The following is a 22,549-nucleotide window of genomic DNA, read 5'->3' on the forward strand; positions in this document are numbered from 1 at the left end:
CGCGGGGGGTAAACGACCTCGCGAGGTGTCGACGGTTGAAGTGAGCTGCCCCGCTGTGCGGGACTAGCATGCGGAAGGACAGGGAGGGGACACGCCCCTAACTGCCCGACCGCTCTGAGGAGCGATTAACGATGTTCGAGAGGTTCACCGACCGCGCGCGGCGGGTTGTCGTCCTGGCTCAGGAAGAAGCCCGGATGCTCAACCACAACTACATCGGCACCGAGCACATCCTCCTGGGCCTTATCCACGAGGGTGAGGGTGTCGCCGCTAAGGCCCTGGAGAGCCTCGGGATTTCGCTCGAGGCGGTCCGCCAGCAGGTTGAGGAGATCATCGGTCAGGGCCAGCAGGCCCCGTCCGGTCACATCCCCTTCACCCCCCGGGCCAAGAAGGTCCTGGAGCTGTCGCTCCGCGAGGCCCTCCAGCTCGGCCACAACTACATCGGCACGGAGCACATCCTGCTCGGCCTGATCCGCGAGGGCGAGGGCGTCGCCGCCCAGGTCCTCGTGAAGCTGGGCGCCGATCTGAACCGGGTGCGGCAGCAGGTCATCCAGCTGCTCTCCGGTTACCAGGGCAAGGAGGCCGCCACCGCCGGCGGTCCCGCCGAGGGCACCCCCTCGACCTCGCTCGTCCTGGACCAGTTCGGCCGCAACCTCACTCAGGCCGCTCGTGAGACCAAACTCGACCCGGTCATCGGGCGCGAGAAGGAGATCGAGCGCGTCATGCAGGTGCTGTCGCGCCGCACCAAGAACAACCCCGTCCTGATCGGCGAGCCCGGCGTCGGCAAGACCGCCGTCGTCGAGGGCCTGGCCCAGGCCATCGTCAAGGGCGAGGTCCCGGAGACGCTGAAGGACAAGCAGCTCTACACGCTTGACCTCGGTGCCCTGGTCGCGGGCTCCCGCTACCGCGGTGACTTCGAGGAGCGCCTGAAGAAGGTGCTCAAGGAGATCCGCACCCGCGGCGACATCATCCTGTTCATCGACGAGCTCCACACCCTGGTGGGTGCGGGTGCCGCCGAGGGCGCGATCGACGCCGCCTCCATCCTGAAGCCGATGCTCGCCCGCGGTGAGCTGCAGACCATCGGCGCCACCACGCTCGACGAGTACCGCAAGCACCTGGAGAAGGACGCGGCCCTGGAGCGCCGCTTCCAGCCCATCCAGGTCGCGGAGCCGTCGCTGCCGCACACCATCGAGATCCTCAAGGGCCTGCGGGACCGCTACGAGGCCCACCACCGCGTGTCCATCACGGACGCCGCCCTGGTGGCCGCGGCGACCCTCGCCGACCGGTACATCTCGGACCGCTTCCTGCCGGACAAGGCGATCGACCTGATCGACGAGGCCGGTTCCCGGATGCGCATCCGCCGGATGACCGCTCCGCCGGACCTGCGCGAGTTCGACGAGAAGATCGCCGACGTGCGCCGGGAGAAGGAGTCCGCGATCGACTCCCAGGACTTCGAGAAGGCCGCCTCTCTCCGTGACAAGGAGAAGCAGCTGCTTTCCGCGAAGACCAAGCGGGAGAAGGAGTGGAAGGCCGGCGACATGGACGTCGTCGCCGAGGTCGACGAGGAGCTGATCGCCGAGGTCCTGGCCACCGCCACGGGCATCCCGGTCTTCAAGCTCACCGAGGAGGAGTCCTCGCGTCTGCTGCGCATGGAGGACGAGCTGCACAAGCGCGTCATCGGCCAGAAGGACGCGATCAAGGCCCTCTCGCAGGCCATCCGCCGCACGCGGGCCGGCCTGAAGGACCCCAAGCGCCCCGGTGGCTCGTTCATCTTCGCCGGCCCGTCCGGCGTCGGTAAGACCGAGCTCTCCAAGACGCTCGCCGAGTTCCTCTTCGGTGACGAGGACGCGCTGATCCAGCTCGACATGTCCGAGTTCAGCGAGAAGCACACCGTCTCGCGGCTCTTCGGCTCCCCGCCGGGATACGTCGGCTACGAGGAGGGCGGGCAGCTCACCGAGAAGGTGCGCCGCAAGCCGTTCTCCGTCGTCCTCTTCGACGAGGTCGAGAAGGCCCACCCGGACATCTTCAACAGCCTGCTGCAGATCCTGGAGGACGGTCGGCTGACCGACTCCCAGGGCCGGGTCGTGGACTTCAAGAACACGGTCATCATCATGACCACCAACCTCGGCACCCGGGACATCTCCAAGGGCTTCAACCTCGGCTTCGCGGCCGCGGGTGACGTCAAGACCGGGTACGAGCGGATGAAGGCCAAGGTCGGCGAGGAGCTCAAGCAGCACTTCCGTCCCGAGTTCCTGAACCGTGTCGACGACATCGTGGTCTTCCACCAGCTCAGCGAGGAAGACATCATCCAGATCGTCGACCTGATGATCGCCCGGGTGGACGAGCGCCTCAAGGACAAGGACATGGGCATCGAGCTCAGTCCCGAGGCCAAGTCGCTGCTCGCCAAGCGGGGATACGACCCGGTGCTGGGTGCCCGGCCGCTGCGCCGGACGATCCAGCGCGAGATCGAGGACGTGCTCTCCGAGAAGATCCTCTTCGGCGAGCTGCGCACCGGTCACATCGTGGTCGTGGGCACCGAGGGCGAGGGCGAGAACGTCAAGTTCACCTTCCGCGGTGAGGAGAAGGTGGCCGTCGCCGACGCCCCGCCGGTCGAGGCGGCCGGCAGCGGTGGCACGGGCCCGAACCTCAGCAAGGACGCCTAGTCGCGCGTCATCGAACACCGGGGCCGGCCCCGTCCGTACACGAGTACGGACGGGGCCGGCTCGTTTGTGTTCCCGATGAACCCACCCTTGTTGTGCTCGTCTGATTTATGGAAAGGTGAGCTCTGCTCGCGCGCGGGAATCCTTCAGTCTTCCTTCTCCGTGGGCCGGTGTCGCGCCGTCATTCCCGCAGGCATTCCCGATGAGCTGCTCCAGGCGAAGGGGGAGAGCACACCTCCCGGTGCCCCGGTCCCGCGTCCCCCCACCCAGCTGCGTGCCCGTCGGTGGAATGGTTCGTACTTTTCCCGGCGCGGCGAACGCGGAAGGAAACGCTCGTTGAAGGATTCGCTCTCCTCGAATTCCCCGCACCCCGGCCATTTGTTCGACGTTCCGGACGAGGCCCTGTCGGTGGAGCTCAGAAACTTCTCGGGAAAGAAAGCCGTCCACCAGCCCTTCGAGGAGTTGCTGGCCCGCCATTGGCGGCCGGTCCACGAGTACGCGGAGCTGTGCGCCGTGTCCGGGCACACGGCGGGCATCCTCGCGTCGGCCGCCTTCACCCGGGTCTTCGTCGACACGCTGCGGCTGACCGGCCCCTCGTCCGCCTGGCGCCCGGAACTGCTGGTCACCGTCCACCGCATCGCGGAGGAATGGGCCACGGACCGCCGTCGTGCCTCCCTGCACCGCGGACTGCGGATGCGCGGGGACCAGGCCGATCCGCGCCTGGCCGTCCCGGACAACCGCCGGCTGGTCCACCGGGCGTTCCAGCGGCTCCCCGAACCGGCCCGCTGCCTGCTCTGGCACGTGGAGGTCGACGCGGAGAACCTGGCCGTACCGGCCGCCCTCCTCGGTGTCGGCCAGGAGAAGGCCGCGGGGCAGCTGGAGCTCGCACGCACCCGCTTCCGCGAGGCCTGTGTCCAGGCCCACCGGGACCTGGCTCCGTACGAGAGCTGCCTGCAGTTCAGCCGGCTGCTGGACATCTCCATCCACCGCGGCGGCGCCGGGCTCGTGCCCGACCTGCAGCGCCACATCGCCAAATGCGACCACTGCCGGTACGCCGCGGAGCAACTCGACCACTCCGGGGACCGCTTGGGCGCGCTGATCGCCGAGGCGGTCCTGGTCTGGGAGGCACGGGCCTACCTCGACTCCCGCCCGGCGCGCCGGGCGGCGCGTGACAACGATGCCGCGGCCGCTCAGGCCGGTCGCTCCGGTGGTCAGGCCGGGCGGCGGCACGGCGGCCGGCGCCGGAGGCCCGGCGGGCTGCTGCGCGGCCGTGGGCGGCCGGGAGCGGCCGGTGCGACGGCCCTGGGGGTCGGTGGCGTCGTGCTGGTCGTGGCCGCCGTCGCCGGTCTCGCCGGGCTCCTGTCGGACGGCGGAACCGACGACCGGGCCTCGGCGGGCGTCTTCCCGGGCGCGTCCGCCGGTACTTCGGCCGCCGGTTCTGCTTCCGGTTCCGGTGCCGGTTCCGCCTCACCCACGGCCTCGTCGTCCGGCACCGGCACCGGACGCGGCACCGGACGCGGCTCCGGCGGCGTCACCGCCGACCCGGCGCCGGGCGGCGGACTGCGCGGGCGGCTGCGCAATCAGGGCAGCGACCTGTGCGTCGACCTGGCCGGGCGCGGCACGGTCCTGGGCACCACGGCGCTCACCGCGGTGTGCGACTCCGGGACCACCCAGTTCTGGACGTACGAGCGGGACGGGCTGCTGCGCAGCGTCGCCGAGCCCTCGTACTGCCTCAACTCGCACCGCGGCGCTGCGCTCGAACTGGGTCTGTGCACCGCCTCGTTCGTCACCGGTGCCGAGGACGTGCGCTACGACCTGACGCTCACCGGCGATCTCGTGCCGCGCTGGAACCAGCAGCTGGCCGTCGCACCGGACAGCGGGCGGCGCGGCGCCGGGGTCGTCCTGGCACCGCGCGACGGCCGCTCCGCCCAGCGCTGGTCCCTGGACGCCTCGGTCGAGCCGTCCCGCTTCCGGTCCGTCGCCCTCGGCCGCCCACCCGTCGTACGTGTCGCACTGAATTCCGCAGAAGAAAGGCCGTGAGGGCTTTTTCCGGTGCGTGGCGCAGGCCACGGGACTTTGGTCCCCAGGGGCGGTCCTTCGTCCCTCGGGGGCCATTTCCTTTGGCCCTGCGGGCGGTGACCTGACCCACGTGACCTGGGACACGTACGAAGGGCAATAGGAGAAGCGGCCCCGTGGAACGGGTAGCCGGACGGTACCGAAGGCAATTCCTACGATGCCGCATAGTGGATGCGGGGGTTTGTCCTCGCCTGGAATTCCGGGTTACCTGTGACTCGCGGCCGACAACCGCGAGACTTTTCCGGCTATTCCCGCGAGGTATTGCGAATGCTCAAGCCCGACTTCTCCAACTCCGTCATCCGCGGCCGCGGCGCCGCCGTGACCGCCGGCGTCGTGGCGTCGCTGGCGCTCGGCGCGGTGGGCACGGCTTCGGCCGCGACCCAGGACGCGGGGCTGCTGGGGATGGGCGCAGCCGGCAAGCTGGCCAAGGCCACCCGTGCCCAGGCCGACGGGCAGCAGCGCGCCGCCGTGGCCGGCCAGGCCGACCGCCATGCGCGCACCCGGCTGCACGCGACGCACGTGGCGCGGCTCTCCGTCGCCTGGATGAAGCCCGTCAAGCACTACCAGCTCTCGGCCGGCTACATGAAGAACGGTGCGCACTGGGCGCACAAGCACTCCGGCCAGGACTTCGCGGTCGCCATCGGCACCGATGTGCACGCCGTGCACAGCGGCACCGTCGTGACGGCCGGCTGGGGCGGCGCCTACGGCAACAACATCGTCATCCGCCACAGCGACAACACGTACTCGCAGTACGGCCACCTGTCGAAGATCAAGGTCCGCGTCGGTGAGCACGTGAACACCGGCGAGGAGATCGCGCTGTCCGGCAACACCGGCAACAGCACCGGCCCGCACCTGCACTTCGAGATCCGTACGACCCCGTACTACGGCTCGTCGGTGAGCCCGCTGCCCTTCCTGCGGGCCGAGGGCGTCTCGGTCTGATCCGGCGGTGACCGACCGTATCCGCCCGCTCCGCCCTACCCCCGGTCGTCCCGGTAGGTCTCGGCGATGAGCCCCTGGGCGACCTCGAGGACGGCCGCGCGCTTCTCCTCGGGGTCGCCCTCGATGTCCTGCATCGTGAACATGCCCGCGTGCATGGCGAAGACGGCGGTGATCGAGCGGACCTGGTCGGTCAGCGGGGCCTCGGGGTCGCGCAGCAGTGCGTGCACGGCGAACAGCTTGGACTTGAAGGCCTCGCCGATGCTGAGGTCGCGGACCGTGGCCTGGTTCTCCTGGAGGAAGCGGAAGAGCGGGCCCGAGGTCCACAGCGCCTCGCTGTAGCGGCGCAGCACCTCGTACTTGGTCTCCAGGCTGCGGGGCTGGTCGGCCGCCCACTCGATCAGCTCGTCGACCGGGGAGGTCAGGTCCTCCACGATGCCGATGAGGATGTCTTCCTTGGTCTTGAAGTGGTAGTACAGCGCCGCCTTGGTCACGTCGAGGTGCTCGGCGATCTCGCGCAGCGAGGTCTTCTCGTACCCCTGCTGGGCGAACAGTTCGAGCGCGACGTCCTGGATGCGACGGCGCGTATCACCTCTGCGTACGTGCGGCGTGGCCATGGGCGAACTTTAACTTACTTGACGCCCGGCTAGTAAGCGGCTTACATTCAGGATGCCCCGGGCAACTAGCCGGGCGGCAGGTAAGCGACTCACGACAAGTGCGTGACAAGTAGGGGAGCTTGTAATGGCGGACACCGCCGAGGCACCGCAGCGCAGTGTGCGCGTGGTGCTGTTCGGGCTGATGATCGCGATGCTGCTCGCGATGCTCGACAACATGATCGTCGGCACCGCGATGCCCACCATCGTCGGCGAACTGGGCGGCCTGGAACACCTGTCGTGGGTGGTCACCGCTTACACCCTGGCGACGGCCGCGTCGACGCCCATCTGGGGCAAGCTCGGCGACATGTACGGCCGCAAGGGCATCTTCATGGCGTCGATCGTGATCTTCCTGGTCGGCTCCGCGCTGTCCGGCATGGCGCAGGACATGGGCCAGCTGATCGCCTTCCGCGCCATCCAGGGCCTGGGCGCCGGCGGTCTGATCGTCGGTGTCATGGCGATCATCGGTGACCTGATCCCGCCCCGCGAGCGCGGGAAGTACCAGGGCATGATGGCCGGCGTCATGGCGGTCGCCATGATCGGCGGCCCGCTGGTCGGCGGCAGCATCACCGACAACTGGGGCTGGCGCTGGAGCTTCTACATCAACCTGCCGCTGGGCGTGGTCGCGCTCTTCGTGATCTCGGCGGTGCTGCACCTGCCGAAGAAGCGGATCAAGGCGCGCATCGACTACCTCGGCGCGGCGCTGCTCACCGTCAGCATCACCTCGCTGGTGCTGCTGACCACGTGGGGCGGTAACCAGTACTCCTGGGGCTCGGCCCAGATCCTCGGCCTGCTGGTCCTCGGCCTGGTCACCCTCGCCGCGTTCATCTACGCCGAGACCCGCGCCGCGGAGCCCGTGCTGCCGCTGCACATCTTCCGCAGCCGCAACTTCGCGCTGATCTCCGTGATCGGCTTCCTGGTTGGCTTCGTGATGTTCGGCGCGATGACCTTCCTGCCGCTGTTCCAGCAGACCGTGCAGCACGCCTCCGCCACCAACTCCGGCCTGCTGCTCCTGCCGATGCTCCTGTCGATGATGGTGGTCTCGCTCATCGCGGGCCGGGTCACCACGCAGACCGGCAAGTACAAGATCTTCCCGATCATCGGCGGTGCCCTCATCGCGGTCGGCCTCTACCTGCTGTCGACGATGGACACCGGCACCAGCCGCTTCGTCTCCGGCGTGTGGATGGCCGTGCTCGGCGCGGGCATGGGCTTCCTGATGCAGATCACGATGCTCATCGCGCAGAACAGCGTCGAGATGAAGGACATCGGCGTCGGGTCCTCGTCCTCTACCCTGTTCCGCACCATCGGCGGCTCGTTCGGTGTCGCGCTGTTCGGCGCGATCTTCGCGCACCAGGTGCAGGACTCCATGAGCGCCAGCCTCGGCGGCGCCGGTGGATCGGCGGCGTCCGGCCCGGCCCAGATGGACATGGCGAGCCTGGCCAAGCTCCCGGAGCAGGTGCAGCAGGCCTACTTCCACGCGGTCGCCAACGGCACGCACCACGTCTTCCTGTGGGGTGCGGTGCTCAGCCTGATCGGCTTCGCCGCGGCGTTCTTCGTCAAGGAGATCCCGCTGCGCGGTGGCCCGTCCGCGAAGGCCGGCGAGGACAAGAGCGGCGAGCAGGAGGTCGTGGCGGCCGTCGAGGCCTTCTGAGCCCTGGCCCCACCCGCCCGCTCCCGCTGTGACCCGTGCTCGCACGGGGGTCGCTGTCCGACCCCCGTGCGAGCATCGTCGTATGGCGGCGAACCTCGGGCTTCTGCGGCAGCTGCGGCTGGCCAAGGACGCGATGGACCGCGACTGGGCCCAGCCGCTGGACCTGGACGCGGTGGCCGCGCACGCCGGTTACTCCCGCTACCACTTCGTGCGCTCCTTCAAAGCGGTGTACGGGGAGACGCCCGGGCAGTACCTGAGCCGGCGCCGCATCGAGCGCGCCCAGGAGATGCTGCGCACGGCGGACCTGGCGGTCACCGAGATCTGCACGCTCGTCGGCTTCTCCAGCCTCGGCACCTTCTCCAGCCGCTTCAAGCGGCACACCGGGCTCACCCCGACCGAGTACCGCGGCACGCATCTCGGCCGGGGCGCCGCCCTGATACCCGGGTGCTACGCGCTGTTCTGGGCCGGCGGATTCCGCAATTCCGGAGAAGCGCCGTGAGACGGCCCGCGCCTAGCGTGGAGGGGCAAGCACGCGACCCCCTCAGGAGCAGGTCATGACCACTGGGATCACCGGTATCTCCATCGTCACCGTCTGGGTGCAGGACCAGGAACGCGCCAAGGAGTTCTACACCGACAAGCTCGGCTTCGAGGTACGCACGGACATGAGCATGGGGGCGATGCGCTGGCTGACCGTGGGTCCCAAGGAGCAGCCCGACGTCGAGATCACCCTCATGGTGCCCGGCCCGCCCGCGCTCGACCCGGAGTCCGCCGAGCAGCTCAGGTCGCTGGTCGCCAAGGGCGTCCTCGGCGCGGGTGTGCTCCGCACCGACGACATCCACGCCACCTACCGCGACCTCAAGGGCAAGGGCGTCACGTTCCTCCAGGAACCCCAGGAGCGCCCGTACGGCACCGAGGCGATCATGCGGGACGACTCCGGCAACTGGTTCAGCCTCACCCAGCGGCGCGACGGGCTGGACCTCACCAAGGACTGGGCCGACGGCACGCAGGAGCAGGCCGACGGCTGACGCGCCCGGGTCCCGGGGGCTCGGCCCGACCGGGCCCGGCTAGTCGCGGGGGAGGAGGAGCCGGGCGACGGCGCCGCCGCCGGCGGATGCGGGGGCGTTGCGGAAGGTGAGGCGGGCGCCGAGGACGCGGGTCTGGCCGGTGGCGATGGTGAGGCCGAGGCCGTGACCGCCCCCGGCGCGGTCGCTGCTGCCGGTGCGGAAGCGGCTCGGGCCGTCGTGGAGCAGGTCCTCGGGGAAGCCCGGGCCGTGGTCGCGGACCTCCAGGTAGGGGCCGGCGACCGTGACCTCGATGGGCGGCCGGCCGTGCCGGGCGGCGTTGCCGAGCAGGTTGGCCAGTACGCGTTCCAGACGCCGGGGGTCGGTGCGCACGACGGCGTCGTCGCGTACGTCGACGGTGGCCGCGGGCACCACCGCGGCGACGCGCCGGCGCACGAAGTCGCCGAGCGCGACGTCCTGGAGGTCGGCCTGCTCGGCGGCGCCGTCGAGCCGGGCGACCTCCAGCACGTCCTCGACCAGGGTGCGCAGCGCCTGCGCCCGGTCCCGGACCAGCTCCGCGGGGCGGCCCGGCGGCAGCAGCTCGGCGGCGGTGACCAGACCGGTCACCGGGGTGCGCAGTTCGTGGGCGATGTCGGCGGTGACCCGGCGTTCGGCCTCCAGCCGCCCGGCCAGGGCGTCCGCCATGGCGTCCACCGCGCGCGCGAGTTCGTCCGTCTCGTCGCGGACCCGGCCCCCGATGGCCTCCCGCACCCGGACCCGGGTCTCCCCGTCGGCCACCCGGCCCGCGGCCACGGCGGCCTTGCGGAGCCGGCGGGACAGCTGGCCGCCGATGAGCACGCCGAGCGCGGTGCCGCCGACCACGACCGCCGTGGAGCCGATGACCAGCGCCTGGTCCAGGTCCTCCAGGACCGAGAAGCGGTCGGTGAAGGTGGTCTTCAGCGACAGGATCTTGCCGTCCGCGAGCGGGGTCTCGGCCCACACCATGGGCGCGCCGCCGGCGTCGGCGACGTAGGTGGCCCGCTTGCCCTCGCGGGCCAGCCGCTTGAGCGGGGCCGGCAGAGCCGGGTCGTTCAGCTGGGCGTCGATGGTGAGCCGGCCGGTGGACTCGTAGATCCGCTGCGCGAACTGCACCCGCTCGTTCTGCACGTCACGGGAGTTCTCGATCATGCTGGCGCGGGCCGCGTTGTGCACCACCAGGCTCAGGACGAGCGCGACCAGGGCCGACACCGCGGCGATCGCCGCGCACACCTTCCAGCGCAGACCGACCTTCGGCAGTGGGCGGAGTCCGCCGGCCCGGCGCGCGGTCACCGGGCTCAGCCCCGCAACTTGTAGCCGAAGCCGCGCACCGTCTCGATCCGGTCCTGGCCGACCTTGGCGCGCAGTCGCTGTACGTGGACGTCCACGACGCGCGTGTCGCCGCCCCACGCGTAGTCCCAGACCCGCTCCAGCAGCCGGTCCCGCGACAGCACGGTGCCCGGCGCCGCCGAGAACTCCAGCAGCAGCCGCATCTCCGTCGGGGTCAGCGCCAGCCGGTCACCGCCGCGCCGCACCTCCATGCCCTCCGGGTCCACCTCCAGGTCGCCGAAGGCCAGCACCCCGGACCCGGCCGGCTCCTCACCGGCCGCGGCCAGCCGGAAGCGGCGCAGCACGGCCCGCATCCGGGCGGTGAGCACGGCCCCGTCGAAGGGCTTGGTCACGTAGTCGTCGGCGCCCGCCTCCAGGCCGAGCACCACGTCGATCGCGTCGGCCCGCGCCGACAGCATGATCACCGGCACCGTGGACTCGTCGCGGATACGCCGGCACAGGCTCACCCCGTCCAGCCCCGGCACCATGACGTCCAGCAGCGCCAGGTCGGGCCGGCGGGCACGGAACGCGTCCAGCCCGGACAGGCCGTCGGGCACGGCGGTGACCTCGAAGCCGTCCCGCTCCAGCGCCAGCGTGGTGGCCTCGCGGATGACGTCGTCGTCCTCGACGAACAGGACGTGCGTGTCAGCCATGGGAGGTGTCCTCGTCGCCGGCCTCGTAGTCGCGATGGCTGAAGGAGGTCTCCTCGAAGCGCGTCCCGTTCCACCGGTAGGTGGTGATGTCCTCGCCGGAGGGGTTCGACACGGCGTCCTGCGGCTCGTACACCTGGTGGGTGACCTTGAGGCTGCTGTCGCTGATCTCGGCGTAGACGGGGGGCTGCTCGTCGGCGAAGACGTTGACGTACTTCCCGTGCTCCCGGCGGTAGACGTAGGCGCCGATGCCCACCCCGTCACCGCAGGTCGAGACGGTGACCACGAGGTCGGCCGCGTTCCTGCCGGTCAGGTCGCCGTAGCGGTCGTCGACGGGGTACAGGACCTCGGCGCCCCGGGCGGTCGGCACCGGGGTCCGCGCGGCCGGGGTCCGCGGGGCGGGAACGGTCCCGGTGCTGCCGTCGCGGGCGGCCGATCCGGGGACCGACGAGGCGGCCACGCACGCCACCAGCCGGGCGCGGATGTCCTCGGCGACCTTGGGATCGGACTTCACCAGGCGTACCGCGTCCGCGACGGGCGTGCGGGCCGCGGCCGGGGGGACACCGCCGGAGGTCTTGCGCGCCGGCGGTGTCGGCGCGGCGCCGGTGGGCAGGGGGGCCGGCACCGCGAGCGTCGAGGAGAGGACGGTGCCCTCCTCCCGCACCCCGCCGGCGTCACGGCAGCTGGTCACGGCGACCAGCGCCGACCCGCACACCGCTACCGCGGCGACGGCGGCGCCGACCGGGACTATGCTGCGGCGCACACACCCTCCGTCCTGACGTCTGCGGACCCTTCGGACCCTTCGGACTTCCCGTACCCGTTGCCCTGCCCCTCGAGGTCGGCGCGCAGTCGCGCCAGCGCCCGGTGCAGGGTGCTCTTCACGGTACCCACCGACATGCCCAGAGCGTGCGCCGTCTCCTCCGTGCTCAGCTGCCGGTAGTGGCGCAGCAGCACCACCTGGCGCTGCTTCGGCGCCAGGCACTGCAGCGCGTCCAGCAGCATGGCGCGGTCCGCGCGCTGCTCGGCGCCGTCGTCCACCGCGCCCTCGGGCAGCTCGGGGGTCGGCACCTCCTCCAGGCGCCGGGCCCGCCACCACTCGGTACGGGTGTTGATCATCACCCGGCGCATGTAGGCGTCGGCGAGGTTCTTGTCGGCGATGGCGTCCCACCGCGGGTAGGTGCGCGCAAGCGCGGTCTGGACGAGGTCCTGCGCGTCGATCGGGTCCGGGACGAGGCGGCGGGCGCTGCGCAGCAGGGCGTCCTGACGGCTCCGTACGTACTCCTCGAAGTCCATCACCTGGGCTGACCCCTGGCCGTTCGCCCCCATGGCGTCCCTCCGCTCCGTGCGTTCCATCACGACGCGGCCGACGCTACGGAGGGCATGTACGGCTTTCGCCACCGCAGCCGCACAGCGGCCGCACAGGAACCCATCGGTTGTGTAACGACCGGACCTTCCGGGTACGGAAGAAGGCCCGCGACGGCCCCGGAGCGGAGGGCGGGCTCAGCCCGGCAGCCGGTACACCCCGCCCGCCAGGGGCTCCACCAGGCCGTCGGAGACCAGCCCGTCCAGGGCGCGGGCGCGCTGCACCGGCTCGTGCCAGACCGCGTCCAGGACTGCCTGCGGCACGGGGGCGGTGGCGTCGCGCAGCACCGCCAGCAGCTTGCCGCGGACCTGCCGGTCGGTTCCCGCGTACGTCTGGCCGCGGCGCGGCGGGCCCTCGTGCGCGGGAGAGCCGGCCAGCCGCCAGGCGCACTGCGCGGCGATCGGGCAGCGCACGCACTCCGGGCCGCGCGCGGTGCAGATGAGGGCGCCCAGTTCCATCGTGGCCGCGGCCCAGCGGGCGGCGGTGGCCTCGTCGGCGGGGAGCAGGCGCTGGGCGACCTTGCGCTCGGCGGCGGTCGTGGCGTTCGGCGGGTACTCCACGCCGGTCACCGCGCGCGCGAACACCCGCCGCACGTTGGTGTCCAGCACGGCGTGCCGCTGCCCGTAGGCGAACGAGGCGACGGCCGCGGCCGTGTACTCGCCGATGCCCGGGAGGGCCAGCAACTCGGCGTGATCGGTGGGGACATGACCGTCGTGGAGGTGCGCGATCGCGGTGGCGGCGGCGTGCAGCCGCAGCGCCCGGCGCGGATAGCCCAGCCGGCCCCAGGCGCGGACCGCCTCGCCGGGCGGCTCGGCGGCGAGCGCGGCCGGATCGGGCCAGCGCTCCAGCCACTGCTCGTACACCGGCAGCACCCGGGAGACCGGCGTCTGCTGCAGCATGAACTCGCTCACCATGACGCCCCAGGCGCCTGCCTCCGGGCGGCGCCACGGCAGGTCCCGGGCGTTCTCGTCGAACCAGTCGATCACGGGGGAGTGAAGATCACGGTGCTCGTTCATAGCGTCACCGATCCTACGGCCCCGGAACCCGCCCGGCGGGCAGGGGAGATCTGCTGATCAATCACACAAGTTGCCTGCGTGCCGCGCGTGCCTTGGTCCGATTCAACGGAAAGCGCATAAGGTTTGCGCGTGGGCTCTGTGCGCAATCCCGTGGGACCTCTCCCGTCCTCCATCTACTGGCGACGACGGGCTGTTGTGCTGCTCCTCCTCCTGGTGATCACCGCGTTGGTGGTGTGGGCCGTCAACTTCCGTGACGGCGGCGGCGGAAACAGGGCGGACGGTCCCGGCGGTCGCACCCCCGTACCCTCCATCACGCCCGGTCCGTCCGCCAGCGGCCCGCTCAACAGCTCGCGTCCCGGCGGCTCGGTCGGCGGTGGCTCCTCGGACGGCGGTTCCACCGACGGGGCCGGTGACTCCGGTGCCACGGACGGCAGTTCGTCCGGCGGCGACGCCGGTGACACCGGCGGCAGCGGCGCGGACGGCGGTGCGGGCGCGGACGGCGGCTCGGCGTCCGGCGGCACCGACTCCTCGTCCGGCAGCGGCGTTTCCGGCAGCGGCGGCAGCGGCAGCGGGGGCGGCGCGCAGCTTCCCGCCGGCTCCAGCCTCCCCGACTGCACCTCCTCGTCGGTCACGCTCAGCCTGCGCAGCGAGCACAACTCCTACGAGCCCGGTGAGAAGCCCACGTTCATGCTCACCGCCACCAACTCCTCCGGTGTCGGCTGCAAGCTGGACTTCGGGGCGACCGCGGCCGTCTTCACCGTCTCCGACGTGGACGACAACCACCGCTGGGCGAGCGACGACTGCCCCAGGAGCCGCTCCGGCTACCTGCTGCAGGTACCGGCCAACAGCTCGACCACCTACGAGCTGCGCTGGGACCGCTCGACCAGCGCGCCGCAGTGCGCGACCCCCAAGGTCCGGACCGCGCCGCTGGGCACCTACCTCGTGGAGGCGAGGCTGCCGGGCTTCCAGCCCAAGCAGACGTCCTTCGTCCTGAAGGACGCCTGACCGACGCGGGCGTCAGGCCGGCCGACGCACCGGCCCGGGGCATTCCGGGCGGCGGGCGCCGGACCGGCCGTCAGACGTAGCGCTCCAGGATCGAGGACTCCGCCAGGCGCGACAGGCCCTCGCGGACGGAGCGGGCGCGGGCCTCGCCGACACCGTCGACGGTCTGCAGATCGTCCACGCTGGCCGCCAGCAGCTTCTGCAGCCCGCCGAAGTGCTCCACCAGGCGCTCCACGATCGTGTTCGGCAGCCGCGGCACCTTGGCCAGCAGCCGGTAGCCGCGCGGCGAGACCGCGGAGTCCAGCGCCTCGGGGGAGCCGGCGTAGCCCAGCGCCCTTGCCACGGTGGGCAGTTCGAGGAGCTCGCCCTGCGGGAGCGAGTCCAGCTCGGACAGCGCCTCGCTGACCGTGCGGCTGCGCTTGGCGGTCGGCTCGGGCACGTAGTCGCGCACGACGAGCTCGCGCTCGGGCTCGACGCCCGCGATCAGCTCGTCCAGCTGGAGCGAGAGCAGCCGTCCGTCGGTGCCCAGCTCGACCACGTACTCCGCGATCTCGGTGGCGATGCGGCGCACCATCTCCAGACGCTGCGCGACCGCGGTGACGTCACGGACGGTGACCAGGTCCTCGATCTCCAGGGCGGAGAGCGTGCCCGCGACCTCGTCCAGCCGCAGCTTGTAGCGCTCCAGGGTGGCCAGCGCCTGGTTGGCGCGGGACAGGATCGCCGCGGAGTCCTCCAGGACCCGGCGCTGACCGTCGACGTACAGCGCGATCAGCCGCATCGACTGGCTGACGGAGACGACCGGGAAACCGGTCTGGATGGAGACCCGCTGCGCGGTGCGGTGCCGGGTGCCGGTCTCCTCGGTGGGGATCGCGGCGTCCGGGACGAGCTGGACACCGGCCCGCAGGATCTTGGTGATGTCCTTGTCGAGGATGAGGGCGCCGTCGAGCTTGCACAGCTCGCGCAGGCGCGTCGCGGAGAACTCGACGTCCAGGACGAAACCGCCGGTGCACAGCGACTCGACGAGCTTGTCCATGCCCAGGACGATCAGGCCGCCGGTGTTGCCGCGCAGGACCCGTTCCAGGCCGTCGCGCAGGCTGGTGCCGGGTGCCACGGCGCTCAGGGAGGCGCGCATCAGGCTGTCAGTACCGGAGCCCTCGCGACCCCAGGCTTTGCCGGGAGCTGCCGCCCGGTCATTGGCTGCCACTGCTCTCCTCCGGTCGTACGGATGCCCGGATGGGCGAGACCAGGGCAAAGTTTACCGTCGGAAGGCTCACGGACGGGGGGCCCTCTTGGGCAGGACGCGCAAGGCGTCCCCTATGTCCGTCACCTCCGTCACCTTCATCCCCGCCGGAATCCGGCCCGGGTCCGGCGGAACGAGGGCGTGGGTGAAGCCCAGCCGGGCCGCCTCGGCGAGCCGCCGCTGCACGCCGGTGACCCGCCTGACCTCGCCCGCCAGGCCCACCTCGCCCACGGCGACCAGGTTCTTCGGCAGCGGGGTGTCGATCGCGGCACTGGCCAGCGCCAGGGCCACGGCGAGGTCCGCGGCGGGCTCGCCGAGCTTCACGCCGCCGACGGTGGCGGTGTAGATGTCCTGCTTGCCGATCGACCGGATGCGGCCGCGCTGCTCCAGCACCGCCAGCATCATCGACACGCGCGAGGTCTCCAGGCCGGAGGTCGTACGGCGCGGCGAGGGGATCTGGGTGTCCACGGTCAGCGCCTGCACCTCGGCGACCAGCGGGCGCTTGCCCTCCAGCGTGACCGTCAGGCAGGTGCCGGGCACCGGCTCGTCGCGCCGGGTCAGGAACAGGCCCGAGGGGTCGGTCAGGCCGGTGATGCCCTCGTCGTGCAGTTCGAAGCAGCCGACCTCGTCGGTGGCGCCGTAGCGGTTCTTGATCCCCCGGATCAGCCGCAGACGGGCGTGCCGGTCGCCCTCGAAGGACAGCACCACGTCCACCAGGTGCTCCAGCAGCCGGGGCCCGGCGATCGCTCCGTCCTTGGTGACGTGGCCGACGAGCAGCGTCGACATGCCGCGCTCCTTCGACGCCCGGATGAGCGCGCCGGCGACCTCGCGGACCTGGGCCATGCCGCCGGGGGCGCCGTCGATCTCCGGCGAGGCGATGGTCTGGACCGAGTCCAGGACGAGCAGCGAGGGCTTGACGTCGTCCAAGTGCGCCAGCACCGCCGAGAGGTCGGTCTCGGCGGCGAGGTAGAGGTCGTCGGACAGGGCGCCGATGCGGTCGGCCCGCAGCCGCACCTGCGAGGCGGACTCCTCACCGGTCACGTAGAGCGTGCGCGCCTGGGGCCCGGCCGCCTTCGCGGCGACGTCCAGCAGCAGCGTCGACTTGCCGACGCCGGGCTCGCCCGCGAGCAGCACCACCGCGCCGGGGACCAGCCCCCCGCCCAGCACCCGGTCCAGCTCCGGGACGCCCGTGCCGCGCGCGGTCGCCTGGCGGCCGTCCACCTGGCCGATCGGCTTCGCCGGTGTCGTGACGCGGCCCGCGGCGGTCGTGCGCACCGGCGAGGCGCCGCCGTACTCCTCGATCGTGCCCCACGCCTGGCACTCGCCACAGCGGCCGAGCCACTTGACGGTCGTCCAGCCGCACTCAGTGCAGCGGTAGGACGGTCGGTCCTTTGACGCGGGGCGAGTCCGGGCAGCCATGCCGTGCACGCTATCGGTAACCACTGACAGCGCGGCCGTCCCGGGGACGCCGTCGTCCGCCGCCGTCCCGCCGCCGTTCTGCCGCTGCCCCCCGATTCCCGCCGCGGAGCGCTCGCGCACACGGCCGATCCATCGCCCCGGAGGGTGATCGGGGTGTGCTCTTTCGGGCGGGATCACCACCCAATTGGGTTAAAGCCCGCCGTGACGGCTGAGGGTGTACGGACCGTGGGCCTACCGTCACGGAGTGATGAGCAGCAGGCCTGAGACACCCTCGCAGACAACCGGCGCGCACCGCCGACACCGCGCGCCGGTCCAGCGCGGCCGCGCCGCGGCGGGCGGCGGGACCGGCCCGGCGGCGGGACGGCGCCGGCCCCGGCCGAACGGCACGCTGCCCTCGCAGCCGCCCGCCCACTACGAGCCGTACCTGGACGGGCTGTTCACCTACTGCCTGTCGGTGCTGTGCGAGCACGACGCCGCGGCCGTGGCCGTCGGCGACGTGCTGGCGGTCGCCGAGCGGCAGCGTGCCCGGCTGCGCAACCCCGAACTGCGCCGCCCCTGGCTGTACGCGCTGGCCCGCTGGGCCTGCCTGCGCACGCTGGCGGACGGCCGCCCGGCGTCGGTGAAGGCCTCCGCCGAGGTGGCCGCCCGGCGCCGCGGCGAGCTGTCGGCGCTGGCCTGGCCGGAGGCGGCCGGCACGACGCCCGAGCAGCGCGAGGTGCTGGAGCTGGCGGTACGCCACCAATTGGCCCCGCACGAGGTCGCGCTGGTCGTCGGCCTGGATCCGGACGCCACCCGGGCGCTGCTCGCGCAGGCCGCCTGCGAGGTGGAGCGGACCCGGGCCGCCCTGGCCGTCGTGGAACTGGGCAACTGCCCGGCGGTCGCCCGGCTCGCCGGGGACGCCCGGGTGCTGCTCGGCACGGCCCTGCGCCGCGAGCTCGTCCACCATGTCGACGTCTGCTCGCACTGCCGGCTGACCGCGGAGCGCGCGGTCGCCGCCGGCCCGTGGCCGGGTCTGGCGACCACCGCGGCGACGGCCGTGCTGGCCACCATCGAGGCCCCGCGCTCGGCCGCGTACGCCGCCCTGCTGCACGCCATGCGCGGCGGCGTCGGGCGCGCCCGCCAGGGCACTCCGCGCTTCGACCGGCGCGGCTTCCCCATGGACCTGAAGGAACGCACCGCGCGCCGCGCCCGGATGCGGCACCGCGCGGTGACCTCCACCGTCGTCGCGGCGGTGGTCGCGGCCCCGGTGCTGGCGCTGTGGGCCGCGTACCACGGGGCGCCGCTGGCCCCGGGCCAGAAGGGGGAGGGTTCCTTCACCGCGGCGGACGGCGACGGGCTGGACGGCTTCCCCTACGAGAAGGCCGGTGCCGCGGGCAGCGCGGAGCGCGGGCGTTCCCAGCGCGGCGGCCACGGACGGCTGTCGGTGTCGGTCGCCTCGGCCTCCCCCGAAGCGCCGGACGCCTCCCCGTCGGCCGGCAGGCACGCTTCGGCGTCGCCGTCGAGCCGTGCCACGAAGGGCGCCGACGCGGACGGCGACCACGGCGGCCGCCCTGCCCACCGTGAGGGACGGCTCGTCGTCGCCGCCCACACCGAGGGCGACGTGACCGTCATCACGCTCACGGCGGAGGGCGACCGGGCCGTGCGCTGGTCCGCCGCGCGCTCGGCGCCCTGGCTGCACCTCAGCCGGCGGCACGGCATGCTGCGGCCGGGGGACTCCACGACGATCACGGTGTCGGTGGACCGCGACCGGGAGCCGGTGGGCGCGTGGACCGCGCGGATCGTCTTCGACCCCTCGGGCGGTGTCGTCACCATCCACGGGACGGGAACCCCGTCGCAGCCCCCGTCCCCCGATCCCTCGCCCAGGCCGTCCACGTCCCCCACGCCGGATCCCTCGCCGTCCGGCTCGCCCAGCGGCGAGCCGTCCGGATCCCCGTCGTCCTAGTTCGTTGCCCGGCCCTCGCCCGCGCCGGGCCCCGGGGCCGGGTCGGCCGGGTGCGGTGCCATCGGCAGCAGCGAGGCGAGGCGCTGCTCACAGAGCTCGACGAGTGCCGCGTACCCCTGCGTGCCCATGAGTTCGGTCAGTTCCGCGCGGTACGAGACGTAGACCGGGTCGCCCGCGCCGTGCGCCGAGCGCGCGCCGGTGCACCACCAGTGCAGATCGTGGCCGCCCGGGCCCCAGCCGCGCCGGTCGTACTCCCCGATGGAGATCTGCAGCACGCGCGTGTCGTCGGGCCGGTCGATCCAGTCGTACGTCCGGCGGATCGGCAGCTGCCAGCAGACGTCCGGCTTGGTCTCCAACGGCTCGCGGCCCTCCTTGAGCGCCAGCAGGTGCAGCGCGCAGCCGGCGCCGGCCGCGAAGCCGGGGCGGTTGAGGAAGACACAGGCGCCCTTGTGGCGCCGGGTCTGCCGGTCGCCGTCCTCGTTGACCTCGGCCCAGCCGCCCTTCTCGCCCCCCTGCGCGCCGACGTCGTGGAACTGCCACAGCTCGGGGGAGAGCCGGTCCACGTGCCCGGCCACCCGCTTCTCGTCGTCGTCGTCCGAGAAGTGCGCGCCCAGGGTGCAGCATCCGTCACTCGCGCGCCCCGCCTGGATGCCCTCGCAGCCGCGCCCGAAGATGCAGTTCCAGCGCGAGGTGAGCCAGGTCAGGTCGCAGCGGAAGATCTGTTCGTCGTCGGCCGGATCGGGGAACTCCACCCATGCGCGGGGGAAGTCGAGGCCGACCTCGTCCTCGATGACCGGGTGTTCCTGCCGCTTCGTCGCCTTTTTCGCCTTCGCCACGATGTCAGGGTAAGCATGTGGAGCTTGTTCGGTGGTCACCCGCGCGGCAGCACGCACCCCGCATGTCCCGGGAAACTACCCGGAGCAGTAGGTTTCCGGGCATGAGACTCGGTGTCCTCGACGTGGGTTCCAATACCGTCCACCTGCTGGTCATGGACGCGCACCCTGGCGCGCGTCCGCTGCCCGCCTACTCCCACAAGGCGGAGCTGCGGCTGGCGGAGCTGCTGGACGACCGGGGCGCCATTTGCGAGGACGGCGTCCGGCGGCTGATCTCACAGGTCGCCGAGGCGCTGGTGGTGGCCGAGGACAAGGGCGTCGAGGAGGTGCTGCCGTTCGCGACCTCCGCGGTCCGCGAGGCGGCCAACGGCGACGAGGTGCTGGCGCGGGTGGCCGAGCAGACCGGTGTCGACCTCACCGTGCTCTCCGGCGAGGACGAGGCGCGGCTGACCTTCCTGGCCGCCCGTCGCTGGTTCGGGTGGTCCGCCGGCCGGCTGCTGATGCTCGACATCGGCGGCGGCTCCCTGGAGGTCGCCTACGGCATGGACGAGGAGCCGGTCACCGCCGTCTCGCTGCCGCTCGGCGCGGGCCGGCTCACCAGCGGATGGCTGCCCGGCGACCCCCCGGCCGGCGAGGACGTCCGCTCGCTGCGCAAGCACGTACGGGCCGAGATCGCCCGCACCGTCGCCGCGTTCAGCCGCATCGGGGCGCCCGACCACGTCGTCGGCACCTCCAAGACCTTCAAGCAGTTGGCCCGCATCGCCGGCGCCGCCCGCTCCGCCGAGGGGCTGTACATCCAGCGCACGCTGACCCGCAAGTCGCTCGCCGACTGGGTCCCCCGGCTCGCGGCGATGACCGAGGGTGCGCGCAAGGAGCTGCCCGGCGTTTCGGAGGGCCGCGCCCGGCAGTTGCTCGCGGGCGCCCTCGTCGCGGACGCGGCGATGGACCTGTACGGCGTGACGGAACTGGAGATCTGCCCCTGGGCGTTGCGCGAGGGCGTGATCCTGCGGCGGCTGGACCTCATGGTCAGCGAGCGGGTCTGACCCGCCGGGGCCCGCCGGGGCCCCGCGGGCCGGGTGTCCGGCGCCGTGTCGATCGCGTCACGTCGGCCCGGTGGGATGTGCCGTTCGGCGGACCGGCCGCCGTACGCTGTTCCCCGTGGCAGCCCCTGACCCTGTGGACCCGAACGAACACACCGTGCGCGTACCCGACGCGAAGGTCGCGCTGTCCACGGCGTCCGTGTACCCCGAGTCGACGGCGACGGCCTTCGAGATCGCGGCCCGGCTCGGGTACGACGGCGTCGAGGTCATGGTGTGGACCGACCCGGTCAGCCAGGACGTCGAGGCACTGCGCCGGTTGTCGGACTACCACGGCATCCCGGTGCTCGCGGTGCACGCGCCCTGCCTGCTGATCACGCAGCGCGTCTGGTCGACCGACCCGTGGGTGAAGCTCCAGCGGGCCCGCGCGGCCGCGGAGAAGCTCGGCGCGTCGACGGTCGTCGTCCACCCGCCGTTCCGGTGGCAGCGCGCGTACGCCCGGGACTTCGTCTCCGGCATCTGGCGGATGGCGAACGAGACGGACGTGCGGTTCGCGGTGGAGAACATGTACCCGTGGCGCTACCGCGACCGGGAGATGCTCGCGTACGCCCCCGACTGGGACCCCACCGGCGAGGACTACCGGCACTTCACCATCGACCTGTCGCACACGGCCACCGCCCGTACCGAGACGCTGGAGATGCTCGGGCGCATGGGCGACCGGCTCGGTCACGTCCACCTCGCCGACGGCAGCGGCTCCGGCAAGGACGAGCACCTGGTGCCCGGGCGCGGTACGCAGCCGTGTGCCGAGCTGCTGGAGCGGCTCGCCACCGGCGGCTTCGACGGGCACGTGGTGATCGAGGTGAACACCCGGCGCGCGATGTCCGCCGCCGAGCGGGAGGCCGACCTCGCCGAGGCGCTGGCCTTCACCCGGCTGCACCTGGCCGCCGCGGCGCAGGTGGGCTGATGCCCCGGGCCCCGGAGAACCCGGAGAACCCGGAGAACCCGGACGACGCCGAGCAGCCGGACGACGCCGAGCCCGCAGGACACGCGGCCACCGGGAGGCGCGGCCGCGGCCGCCCCGCCGGAGCGCGGTCGGGCACGGCCGAGACCCGGGACCGCATCCTGGCCGCCGCGCGCGAGGAGTTCTCCGCCCGCGGCTACGACAAGACCTCGATCCGCTCGATCGCCCGGTCGGCCGGTGTGGACGCCGCCCTGGTGCACCACTACTTCGGGGCCAAGGAACAGGTCTTCGAGGCGTCCATCGAGATGACCTTCGAGCCGGCGTTCGGCGTCCCCGACGTGATGGCGGCCGGTCCGGACGGAGTGGGCGAGCGGCTCGCCCGCTTCTTCGTGGGCATCTGGGAGAACCCGGTGACCCGGGCCCCCATGCTGGCCGTGATGCGCTCGGCGGTCACCAACGAGACGGCCGCGAGCGTGCTGCGCGGCATCGTCCTGCGGCGGATGCTGGAGCGCGTGGCGGGGGAGCTGAAGGTCCCCGACCCGCGGCTGCGGGCCGAGCTCGCCGCCTCCCAGATGATCGGCATCGCGATGATGCGCTACGTCATGCGCATCGAGCCGCTGGCGTCGGCGGACATCGAGGAGGTCGTCCGCCTCGTCGCGCCGACGCTCCAGCGCTACCTGGCCGACCCCGATCCCGGCGCCGTCACGGGATGACGGCGCCCCGGTGTGCGAGGCTTCCATTCCGTGG

At 72.3% G+C, this 22,549-nt stretch carries 20 protein-coding genes; 11 read left to right on the forward strand and 9 right to left on the reverse strand.

Annotated elements, in window-relative coordinates:
* Nucleotides 1-131 precede the first annotated feature (131 nt).
* The 3 genes from ACIP98_RS24265 to ACIP98_RS24275 all read left to right on the forward strand — a co-directional run bounded on the left by ACIP98_RS24265 (nucleotide 132) and on the right by ACIP98_RS24275 (nucleotide 5,672).
* Nucleotides 132-2,660: an ATP-dependent Clp protease ATP-binding subunit gene (locus tag ACIP98_RS24265; RefSeq protein WP_319663577.1), complete on the forward strand. Its 2,529-nt coding sequence runs from the start codon at nucleotides 132-134 to the stop codon at nucleotides 2,658-2,660.
* A 333-nt stretch (nucleotides 2,661-2,993) separates the two neighbouring features.
* Nucleotides 2,994-4,697, forward strand: a complete 1,704-nt coding sequence (locus tag ACIP98_RS24270; protein WP_401977888.1) for a ricin-type beta-trefoil lectin domain protein — start codon at nucleotides 2,994-2,996, stop codon at nucleotides 4,695-4,697.
* A gap of 303 nt (nucleotides 4,698-5,000) precedes the next feature.
* Nucleotides 5,001-5,672, forward strand: coding sequence for a M23 family metallopeptidase (locus ACIP98_RS24275; RefSeq protein WP_319663579.1), 672 nt, complete (start codon nucleotides 5,001-5,003; stop codon nucleotides 5,670-5,672).
* A gap of 35 nt (nucleotides 5,673-5,707) precedes the next feature.
* Here ACIP98_RS24275 and ACIP98_RS24280 read toward each other — a convergent pair whose 3' ends face one another.
* Nucleotides 5,708-6,286 carry a TetR/AcrR family transcriptional regulator gene (locus ACIP98_RS24280; protein WP_319663580.1) on the reverse strand — a complete coding sequence of 193 codons (579 nt, stop codon included), beginning with the start codon at nucleotides 6,284-6,286 and terminating at the stop codon, nucleotides 5,708-5,710.
* A 124-nt stretch (nucleotides 6,287-6,410) separates the two neighbouring features.
* On the opposite strand from ACIP98_RS24280, the gene ACIP98_RS24285 reads away from it, so the two are divergent.
* The 3 genes from ACIP98_RS24285 (at nucleotide 6,411) to ACIP98_RS24295 (ending at nucleotide 8,998) form a co-directional block, all read left to right on the forward strand.
* On the forward strand, nucleotides 6,411-7,973 hold the full coding sequence (locus tag ACIP98_RS24285) for an MDR family MFS transporter (protein ID WP_401977889.1): 1,563 nt from the start codon (nucleotides 6,411-6,413) through the stop codon (nucleotides 7,971-7,973).
* An 82-nt stretch (nucleotides 7,974-8,055) separates the two neighbouring features.
* Complete coding sequence (locus ACIP98_RS24290; protein WP_319663582.1) at nucleotides 8,056-8,472, forward strand: helix-turn-helix transcriptional regulator; 417 nt, start codon at nucleotides 8,056-8,058, stop codon at nucleotides 8,470-8,472.
* A gap of 55 nt (nucleotides 8,473-8,527) precedes the next feature.
* Nucleotides 8,528-8,998 (forward strand): VOC family protein, encoded by a 471-nt coding sequence (locus ACIP98_RS24295; protein WP_319663584.1) that lies wholly within the window; start codon nucleotides 8,528-8,530, stop codon nucleotides 8,996-8,998.
* Nucleotides 8,999-9,037: 39 nt separating this feature from the next.
* Here the strand turns inward: ACIP98_RS24295 and ACIP98_RS24300 are convergent, their stop codons facing one another.
* The 5 genes from ACIP98_RS24300 to ACIP98_RS24320 all read right to left on the reverse strand — a co-directional run bounded on the left by ACIP98_RS24300 (nucleotide 9,038) and on the right by ACIP98_RS24320 (nucleotide 13,368).
* Nucleotides 9,038-10,303, reverse strand: a complete 1,266-nt coding sequence (locus tag ACIP98_RS24300; protein ID WP_401977891.1) for an ATP-binding protein — start codon at nucleotides 10,301-10,303, stop codon at nucleotides 9,038-9,040.
* Between the two features lie 5 nt (nucleotides 10,304-10,308).
* Nucleotides 10,309-10,992, reverse strand: coding sequence for a two-component system response regulator CseB (cseB, locus tag ACIP98_RS24305; protein WP_401977893.1), 684 nt, complete (start codon nucleotides 10,990-10,992; stop codon nucleotides 10,309-10,311).
* The gene (locus tag ACIP98_RS24310) at nucleotides 10,985-11,752 is read right to left on the reverse strand and encodes a hypothetical protein (RefSeq protein ID WP_401977895.1); all 768 of its coding nucleotides are present in this window, start codon (nucleotides 11,750-11,752) and stop codon (nucleotides 10,985-10,987) included. Before ACIP98_RS24310 ends, cseB begins: the two co-directional genes overlap by 8 nt.
* The gene (locus tag ACIP98_RS24315) at nucleotides 11,737-12,342 is read right to left on the reverse strand and encodes a SigE family RNA polymerase sigma factor (protein ID WP_401977896.1); all 606 of its coding nucleotides are present in this window, start codon (nucleotides 12,340-12,342) and stop codon (nucleotides 11,737-11,739) included. Before ACIP98_RS24315 ends, ACIP98_RS24310 begins: the two co-directional genes overlap by 16 nt.
* 147 nt (nucleotides 12,343-12,489) lie before the next feature.
* Nucleotides 12,490-13,368: an A/G-specific adenine glycosylase gene (locus ACIP98_RS24320; RefSeq protein ID WP_319663588.1), complete on the reverse strand. Its 879-nt coding sequence runs from the start codon at nucleotides 13,366-13,368 to the stop codon at nucleotides 12,490-12,492.
* Between the two features lie 195 nt (nucleotides 13,369-13,563).
* On the opposite strand from ACIP98_RS24320, the gene ACIP98_RS24325 reads away from it, so the two are divergent.
* On the forward strand, nucleotides 13,564-14,373 hold the full coding sequence (locus ACIP98_RS24325) for a hypothetical protein (RefSeq protein ID WP_401977898.1): 810 nt from the start codon (nucleotides 13,564-13,566) through the stop codon (nucleotides 14,371-14,373).
* Between the two features lie 70 nt (nucleotides 14,374-14,443).
* On the opposite strand, the gene disA is transcribed toward ACIP98_RS24325, so the two are convergent.
* The gene (disA, locus tag ACIP98_RS24330; protein WP_319663590.1) at nucleotides 14,444-15,574 is read right to left on the reverse strand and encodes a DNA integrity scanning diadenylate cyclase DisA; all 1,131 of its coding nucleotides are present in this window, start codon (nucleotides 15,572-15,574) and stop codon (nucleotides 14,444-14,446) included.
* Between the two features lie 66 nt (nucleotides 15,575-15,640).
* Nucleotides 15,641-17,029, reverse strand: coding sequence for a DNA repair protein RadA (radA, locus tag ACIP98_RS24335; protein ID WP_401977899.1), 1,389 nt, complete (start codon nucleotides 17,027-17,029; stop codon nucleotides 15,641-15,643).
* Between the two features lie 247 nt (nucleotides 17,030-17,276).
* Here radA and ACIP98_RS24340 point away from each other — a divergent pair, with 247 nt between their 5' ends.
* A complete protein-coding gene (locus ACIP98_RS24340) occupies nucleotides 17,277-18,971 on the forward strand; it encodes a sigma-70 family RNA polymerase sigma factor (protein ID WP_401977900.1) in 1,695 nt (564 codons plus the stop codon).
* On the opposite strand, the gene ACIP98_RS24345 is transcribed toward ACIP98_RS24340, so the two are convergent.
* On the reverse strand, nucleotides 18,968-19,807 hold the full coding sequence (locus ACIP98_RS24345) for a hypothetical protein (protein WP_401977901.1): 840 nt from the start codon (nucleotides 19,805-19,807) through the stop codon (nucleotides 18,968-18,970). The genes ACIP98_RS24340 and ACIP98_RS24345 overlap by 4 nt on opposite strands.
* Nucleotides 19,808-19,908: 101 nt before the next feature.
* Between ACIP98_RS24345 and ACIP98_RS24350 the strand changes: the two genes are divergently transcribed.
* The 3 genes from ACIP98_RS24350 (at nucleotide 19,909) to ACIP98_RS24360 (ending at nucleotide 22,515) form a co-directional block, all read left to right on the forward strand.
* Nucleotides 19,909-20,847, forward strand: coding sequence for a Ppx/GppA phosphatase family protein (locus ACIP98_RS24350; RefSeq protein WP_319663594.1), 939 nt, complete (start codon nucleotides 19,909-19,911; stop codon nucleotides 20,845-20,847).
* 154 nt (nucleotides 20,848-21,001) lie between these two features.
* Nucleotides 21,002-21,805: a sugar phosphate isomerase/epimerase gene (locus tag ACIP98_RS24355; RefSeq protein WP_319663622.1), complete on the forward strand. Its 804-nt coding sequence runs from the start codon at nucleotides 21,002-21,004 to the stop codon at nucleotides 21,803-21,805.
* Complete coding sequence (locus ACIP98_RS24360) at nucleotides 21,805-22,515, forward strand: TetR family transcriptional regulator (protein WP_319663595.1); 711 nt, start codon at nucleotides 21,805-21,807, stop codon at nucleotides 22,513-22,515. The genes ACIP98_RS24355 and ACIP98_RS24360 overlap by 1 nt, the downstream gene beginning before the upstream one ends.
* Nucleotides 22,516-22,549 lie beyond the last annotated feature (34 nt).

This window comes from Streptomyces sp. NPDC088354 (genome assembly GCF_044753585.1).
Taxonomy (GTDB): Bacteria; Actinomycetota; Actinomycetes; order Streptomycetales; family Streptomycetaceae; genus Actinacidiphila.